At 52.4% G+C, this 7,677-nt stretch carries 7 protein-coding genes; 5 read left to right on the top strand and 2 right to left on the bottom strand.

The genetic code is table 11. The features are described 5' to 3' along the window. From AC3WWH_RS34555 to AC3WWH_RS34535, 5 genes are all read left to right on the top strand, one after another. Positions 1-2,845 (top strand): VPA1269 family protein (locus AC3WWH_RS34555; protein ID WP_492377618.1); only part of this gene is annotated, 2,845 nt, incomplete at its 5' end. Positions 2,846-2,871: 26 nt separating this feature from the next. Further along, positions 2,872-3,558 (top strand): hypothetical protein, encoded by a 687-nt coding sequence (locus AC3WWH_RS34550; protein ID WP_492377617.1) that lies wholly within the window; start codon positions 2,872-2,874, stop codon positions 3,556-3,558. 257 nt (positions 3,559-3,815) lie between these two features. After that, a complete protein-coding gene (locus tag AC3WWH_RS34545) occupies positions 3,816-4,064 on the top strand; it encodes a hypothetical protein (protein ID WP_370059545.1) in 249 nt (82 codons plus the stop codon). Positions 4,065-4,240: 176 nt separating this feature from the next. Then, on the top strand, positions 4,241-4,546 hold the full coding sequence (locus AC3WWH_RS34540; protein WP_492377616.1) for a hypothetical protein: 306 nt from the start codon (positions 4,241-4,243) through the stop codon (positions 4,544-4,546). A 120-nt stretch (positions 4,547-4,666) separates the two neighbouring features. After that, complete coding sequence (locus AC3WWH_RS34535; protein ID WP_492377615.1) at positions 4,667-6,142, top strand: SNIPE associated domain-containing protein; 1,476 nt, start codon at positions 4,667-4,669, stop codon at positions 6,140-6,142. 224 nt (positions 6,143-6,366) lie between these two features. Here the strand turns inward: AC3WWH_RS34535 and AC3WWH_RS34530 are convergent, their stop codons facing one another. Then, a complete protein-coding gene (locus tag AC3WWH_RS34530; protein WP_492377614.1) occupies positions 6,367-7,068 on the bottom strand; it encodes a hypothetical protein in 702 nt (233 codons plus the stop codon). Positions 7,069-7,146: 78 nt separating this feature from the next. Further along, positions 7,147-7,488 carry a hypothetical protein gene (locus AC3WWH_RS34525; protein WP_492377613.1) on the bottom strand — a complete coding sequence of 114 codons (342 nt, stop codon included), beginning with the start codon at positions 7,486-7,488 and terminating at the stop codon, positions 7,147-7,149. Between the last annotated feature and the right edge of the window lie 189 nt (positions 7,489-7,677).

Genomic DNA, 7,677 nt, shown 5'->3' with positions numbered 1-7,677 from the left:
CATCCGTTCCCTGCAAATCACGCAGGCCGGATTGAATCACGAAAACCGGCTGAAGGGGAGGTTTTTAGAGGCATCCATCTGCATGGCTCCTGAGTTTTTCGTACGATCTGTAATGCATACCGAAATTGCGGAGCGTTTCCTTGTCAAAACTACCTTCGGTATCAGTCTCTTAGAGAGTTTAGAGCCCCACGGTGTCTTTTCCACTGTAGAGAAGCGGGCATCGCCGAAATTCCAGCGATCTCGGCTCATCATGGTGCTTGCGTCTATTACCATGATGCTATCGGGGGCCGATCACATCGAGAGCGTTCCGGCAGATGTGATGTTGGAAATTATAAAGTTCTTTCGAACCCCTGATGGACTACGATGGCGAGAAGGCTTCCTAAATTCGGATCAGGTTGCTTCCACCTGTTTTCGTGAGGTCACGCGCGCTCTCGGAAAATACTACAACGACGACAGAATACTGGCGAACGCGCCGCAGTCGCGGATAAAGTCCGGACGAGACGGGGTAACCTGGGAGTATTTTAGTAAGAACAGCACGCCCCTCCAAAAGGAAATTCTCGACTATTACCAGAGATATTCAGCGACATCGACATCTAGCCCGAAAATTGACCGGCAGATTTTACTCTCTCTCGATAAATTGATTCAAGAAGGTGGTTTCACCTCTTTGCGCGAGGCGATGCTGTTGGAGTCGCTTACTGACGCGATTGCTAATCTATACGAATCCAGGAGCGAGACATGGACGCCATCGTTGCTGCTAAACCTCAGACTGACGAAGCGTTTCTCGGACTTTCTGCTCGCAGAGATGGCGGATATTTATCCCGATGAGACGTTTTTCCCCTTGGTTTCTGAGAAAAAACTTGGGGCGGTCATCAATATGGTTGGGCATGGCTCGGGAAAGCCCTCCCAATCGTCTGCTCGACCGTTGCCGGAACGTTTTTATTTCTTTGCGAAAGAGATACTTGAGGAAGGCGAAGGTGGGTGGCCCGGCGAAAATTTCCGCGCCGAGGTTATAGTGCAGGGTCAGCTGAAGGATATTTACTGTCCGGTCGTTCCTACCCTCATACGGTGTTTATTCGAGCTACCACTGAGGACTGTTCAATTCCGACGCTTCGACTCTGGGGAAGGCGACATCCGAAGGTTTAACGGCAACACCCTGACATGGGAGACAAACACTTCTCCGCACGCGGGTCATTGGTATCGTACCGGCAGGGCCGGAAAAGATGAAACCCGGGGCTATGCATACGAATTCCAAGAGTCAGAACCCAAAATCACTGGCATAAGTGTTAATACCAATAAGACTGGTAAACCGTATGTAATTCCTTGGATGTCTGATGAATTGCACAAGCTCCTTTATGATCTTGCGGAGTGGCAAATAGCCTATAACCCGGTCAGTCGGCCCATAACACCTAGCGAATATTTGGACGATTTACTTCCCGACGTTACCGTGGAAAAGCTTCCAGATATTTTTGCCCTTTTTAGAATGCCCCCCACTGCGCGAAACCCATTGCCTGGAATCCCACCTAGCCACGGTTACGTGGGAAAGGCTTTCAATCTTCTGCAGATGGAGATTGAGCGCCGATGGAACGAACGAAACCCGACCGAGTCGGTCCGGCTCGTTATTTCGTTCAACGACAAGATAAAACAGCCGGAGAAATGTGCCTATAGTTTGCACGGACTTAGAGTAAGGGGAATTTCGGCTCTACACAAAGCCGGTGTTCCAATTGAGATTATTAGCAAAATCGTTGCGGGACACGCGACCGTTGCCATGACGCTATACTATTTAATGCTTGATCCGGTTCACCTGAGCCGGAAGCTTACGGCAGCCATGTCTTCATCGTCATCGAAGGAGATTTCATCTTTCACAGATGATCTGAAAAATATGCAAGTAGAGGAGGCACGGCTCCGGACCACCTACGTCGATGAGAATACTCTAGTAGCGTTTAGCCGCGCCGATAGGAATCTGTTCTGTGATGTCAACATCGGCGTGTGCTTGGAAGATGGCAAAGGATGCGATAAGGGCGGTGCGCCCATCTACAGTGATAAAGCTGGCTCGAAGGGAGTAATCAAAGACTACGCGCCCGTGCGAGGGGGAGCTAAGAATTGTATATGGTGCCGACACTTTATGAGCGGTACGCCCTTCATCTTCCAACTTGAACTCTTTGGCACAAAATTGTTGTGGCGGCGAAATGAGCGTAGTCAAATACTACAGGAACAGCGGCAGGAACTTCAATTTCTCCACCGGAGCAAAAATGAAGGGGCGATTTCCAGCTCAGAATTCAAAATCCGAGCGGGCCGACTCCGAGCCGAGAACAACACCCTCAGAGATGAGATCGAAGACATCGATGAGGCTATTTTCAGAACCACGCTTCACCTGAATGCGGCTTCGCGGATTGTGAAACGCGACATCGAATCCGGCAAAAAGCCTGGGGTAGCTCTTGTTGCTAACGACGGTGCGTCAGCCGTGGGATATCGCGATCATACATCGTTCGACCTCGTGGCAATCCTCGCTAGAGCGGGCCGTTTTTGGACGATATTGAAGGATGACAAGGTGGAGGGAGTGAGGAAAGAGTTCATCGACCAGATGATGTTCAATGCAGGGCAGGTGCCCCTTTCTCTTCGGACTGATCTAACGAAATCCGAGCGCGAAGCTTCAGCTGACATCATTTCCCAGTTCCTGTTGGAGCAAGTGTCTACCGAGGATCGAACTGCGTTGGCGAGTGGTCACCTCAAACTGCAAGACCTCCGAGTGCGCGACCAAGTAGACCAGTTAGTTGAAAAAGTTGTCTTAGAAGCAAGGTCGCATTCAAGCCATCTCATGATCTCACTGCCGCAAAGCGAGGAATAGATTTGTCTACTCGACGATCTCCAATCTTGAAATGGGCCGAAGAAAAGTCTGTCGAAGAGATAGACAACACTCCTCTTAGTAGGAAGACGAGGAGGAATACGCTTCGAAAAATACACGTTGTATGTAAAGCTCTGGTAGACAGAAAAAAGCCCATTCGACCTACGGCGGAAGAGGTGTCGGAGAGCGGGAACACACCAAAGTTCGGCTTCGACGGGTTTCCGTCTTCTCGCACGATTTACAACGACTATTCCAAGATGCTCGGTCATTGGCGAAAAGCTTACGATGACATCATCAACCTGGAAGCCGAGCCAGTGTCGTCTGACGCGGAACTTCTCAACTGGGATGCTAACCACCTTGATGATGGCTCTCAGCAGATGGTGAAAGCGCTAAAACGGCTCGTCCAGGAGCTTCTTCTGAAAATCAACGCTCTGCGCCAATTGGTTACCGATAACCTTTCGGTCGATCTCGACGGGTCAGCGGAACATGCTGGCGCGATCATCGACAATCTTGAACTCTGGTTTTCTGAGGTTTTGCTGGACGGCTTCGAACTGAATGAATTTGGCCTTCTGGTGACATCACGGTCTGGCCCTGGGACGATGATAATGGATCACGGACTATGGGCGGGCCTTCAGACCTTGGTGGAAATGTACCGTTCGAATGAGAGAGCGAGGATTGCACTAGATGGCAATCGAGCCAGTTCAGACGATCACTGAGGCACGTGCTGCTGGTCAGGTTTCGTTGATTTGATCCAATCCATTTTCCTGTCACGTCTAAATTATTGTATTTATTAAATAATTATACCAGCGCCTCAGCCATCAATCAATGGCGTTGCCATATCCTAGTTTCCCGCCACGCCGCAGATCGCGATCAGGACGCCTTAACGGGCAATGACCTCCCACTAAACAGCGATATGCTGGAACCGCGCGGTCCAAAGGGCGTCTGCCTGACTTGAACAGCGGAGAGCAAAGAGATGCAAGAAATGGTCGGTCCAAATGGCTTCTTTACGAGTGTGTTTGGAATCAGTGCCTTGGTATCGGCATCTCTCTTCATCGTCCTGATCGGGTACATTGTATTGAAAGACTTGCCTCTTATGGACAAGCAGGGGCGGTATCTCAGTTATTTCTTCACCCACAGAAAACGAGAGGCAAAGGCTCTGACCGCAACGTGGGTGATTGCTTTCTGCTTCTTCGTTACAACATGGTTTCTATCAACGCTTTAACATGTAACCCTGCTATGGCAGTAGACGAGGCGGCGTAACCTTGAAGCGACTTGGGTAGGCAGGAGGCCGGGTTCGATTGCGACTATAATCGCAGTGAGCCCAGTATGTCCTCCGAACGATCCTGCGGAGGTTCGTCAGATATTTGACCGCCCCGGCCTAGCGGGAAGGAGAGCTGTTTGAAGAAGACCACCACCCTCCGTACTTTATTTCTTGCAGCGACGGTAGCTATCGCGGACCCTTTTGCGGCCTACCTGGTGTACGGTGACGTGGAAATTCGCGATCAAAACGGAGTGATTCTATTCGCAATTATCTTGATAGCGTCAGTCTCGCTCGTGATTATTCTTTCATTTATGTCGTTCATTTCGTTTTTGACTGAGCTATTCATTAATGCATCTGGCGAGAAATTCTTTAAGGAGAAAACAGGAAGTCCTTTTCACTATCTGCTCTGGGATGAACTTAGGGAGAGAATTGAGCAGGGATAGTGAAGGGTGACCACCGCGCCTGATGTCGATAAGGGCGCATTTTATCCGTCGAATGATTGTGCTCCCTTGGATTCTTCAACGAGAACGGTAATCTCCAGCCTTTGGGGCTGGGGAGCATCAATGAGTCCGGAATATTCAGTCGCAATTGGCGTTACCTTTGTTCTGGTCATTCCGGTGGCTATGTTGGTCTTCTTGGTGCTGTGGTGGAAGCAGCGCCGAAAAGCAAGGAAGGCCACAGCTGAAGTCGTCCAGCTCAGCGGTGAACTGACCGAGACGAACGCGAAGCTCTCGAAGGCCATGGAGCTGGGACGCAGGCTCCACGAGGAAAAAGGCACTTTGACTGAGCGCCTGGCGGGGCTGGAAGAGCGCTTCAAGAGCGTCCTCGATGTCGATGCAGAGGTGTCCAAGCTTCAGACACAGGTGAAGGTTGAGACGGTGAAGATCGATGATCTGCGCAACTCCTATGTCGAGAAGCGGGCCATCTATGATCGCCTGATAAAGGAAGTTGCCGTCTTCGACGAGAAGCTGGCGTTTGCGGAGATGGGCGTTTACGAACCGCATTTCGAGTTTAACGACAGCGAAGAGTACAAGCGCAATATCGAAGTCGTGAGGGCTTCCCAGAAGGCGATGGTGACGGCCAAGACGGCGGCCGTGTGCCCCACCGCGTGGACGGTCGAGGGAAGTACCGCGAAGGGTCAGACGATGACCAATCGGAACATCAAGTTGACGCTTCGGGCCTTCAACAATGAATGCGAGGCGGCAATAGCGAACTGTCGGTGGAGCAACGTCAACGCGATGGAAAAACGCATCGCGACTGCCTTCACCCAGATTAACAAGCTGAACGAGTCCAACCACGTTTCCATTACCGAACCGTACCTGAAGCTGAAGTTTCAGGAGCTGTTTCTGGCGCACGAGTACCGAGAGAAGCTCAAGGCCGAACGAGAAGAGCGGGCGGAGTTGGCCAGGGCAGCCAAGGAAGAGCAGAAACTTGTACGCGACATGGAGCGTGCCGAGGAGGAGGAAGCTCGTTATCAGCGCCTTCTCGACAAAGCCAAGGCGGAAGCCGAGAGCGCAGTCGGTCCGAAACTCGAAGCCTTCAATACCCAGATTGAGATGCTGGAGCGCGACCTGGCGGAGGCGCATGCTAAGTTTGAACGGGCACAAGCGATGGCCGAGAAGACCCGTTCAGGATACGTCTACATCATTTCGAACGTAGGTTCGTTCGGCAGTGACGTTGTGAAGATCGGCCTGACGCGGCGTCTCGATCCGGCCGACCGCATCCGCGAGCTTGGGGACGCCAGCGTTCCGTTTGTTTTCGATACTCACGCCATCATCTACAGCGACAACGCCCCGGGACTGGAACGTGCTCTGCATGCCGAATTTGAGCCTGTGCGAGTGAATGCCCAGAATTACCGGAAGGAGTTCTTCAAGGCGACGCTGGACGAGGTCGAGACTGCTGTAAAGCGCTTGGCTCCAGATGCCCCGTTCTTCAAGGACATCGAGGCGCAGGATTATCGCGAAACTCTCGCAAAGCGGCGGTCTACCCTCCTTGCTCAGGAGATGGCTGCCGAGACGTTGCTACCTGAGGCGATCTGAGAAGGGGGCTGGTCACGACGAGCACTACGCCGAAAGTGGCTTGCAAGATGGGCAAGAGTGCTCTAGGTTGCATTTATGGCAATGCCACGGGGTCAGGCTATACGCCGACCGCCTTAAGGGACCTTCGGGTCCCTTATGTGTTACTGGGGTTCACCCAGTTCTTGTAAGAACCATCATAGCAAGAATACTTTACGGCAACTGCCGGATCATCGTTTTCCCTCTGTTCAATCCATCCGCGTGCATTTTCCAATCTCAACAGACGGGGTGTCTTCCCCTGAGTCCTCACCGTCGATGAAACCGGCATGATAGGTTCGTTGATACCGACGGTTGCTGAGGTTGAAGTCGTAATAGTTGAGGCCGCCACGTGTCTGGCATCGAAACTTGCCGTCCTGTGACATCAGAATGTGGCCGTAGCCGACCAGTTCGGCGGGCTGGTATCCCTCGCGCTCGCCCCAACAGGAAACAACGTTGCCTTCAAGTGGCCGCATGATCGCGTGATAGGTCGTTCCGGCCATCGGCCATCCAAAAGCCTCCCACTCCATGCGCTTGTCGGCAACCTTAATCTCAAACACAAACTGCCCATCAGGTGGCACTTTGAAAGCGGTTCCCCGCCATTCGTTCGTGGTTTCATCCCACCGGACTCCACCTGATGCCAAAGGAGCGCACAAGTAGTTTCCAGCGTATTTCCCGGTTTCATCGAGTTTCGGCCCCTCGCTTGACTGAGCAACAGCAGCGCCTGCCTGCAACGTTATTGCTATTCCCAAGGTTCGCCACATCGCGACTTCCCTCTGCAACGAGACTACTTCTTTGTTATCGAAGCGATGGTGATCCAAGTCACGGGACGCGGCAAGCTGTTTGCAAAATCGGATTCCTGCCAGGGGCACGGCGAAAAACTGTTGAAAGATTTGGACAAGAAAGCTCGTCACGAGCCACCTTGGCGACCGCTCTCCTTTACCCAAGCGGGAGCTTGCCAACCCGCTATGTTGCGGGTAGCCACGAAGTTCTCAGCGACGTGGGGCCAGAGCGCTGATGATGGCCGCTGCACGCGCGAGTGATGCTTGGACGGCATTCAACTCAATCGATACTTCGAAAAGATCGCGCCCGGCCATATGCAGGAATGCGTGCAACACCGCGTCGGAGTTCCTTGCGAGCTGTACCAAGTGCCAGCCTCCCGGCTCCCTCTCTCCATTGAGCCAATACTTAACCGCTCGATCACTTGCCCCGGTCCAACGCATGATTGTCTTGGTCGCGGCCGGGTTCATTCCGACGTCTTCCTTCAGCGCTTGTGAAATCTCGATGGCGTAGTGCTCTCGTGTCGGAACAATTGTGCCCTTATTCGGAACCATTGTTCTGCCTCCTCGGTCTATACTGCCGCCGCCCCTGCCATAATCCGTACATGGAATTGTTGACATGTGATGGTCATCGATTGGAGCCAGAAGGCGAGTGATGGAAAGTCATCCTATAGCGCGGCGATCAGGATGAGACGGCGGCGACAATCTGGATGAGATTCTTATGTCGCGGTCGGGATGACCGTA

It is taken from the genome of Ensifer sp. EB106-03-01-XG145 (assembly GCF_058792075.1).
The sequence above is the reverse complement of the archived record's forward strand: the minus strand, read 5'-3'. Positions and strand labels throughout refer to the sequence as shown.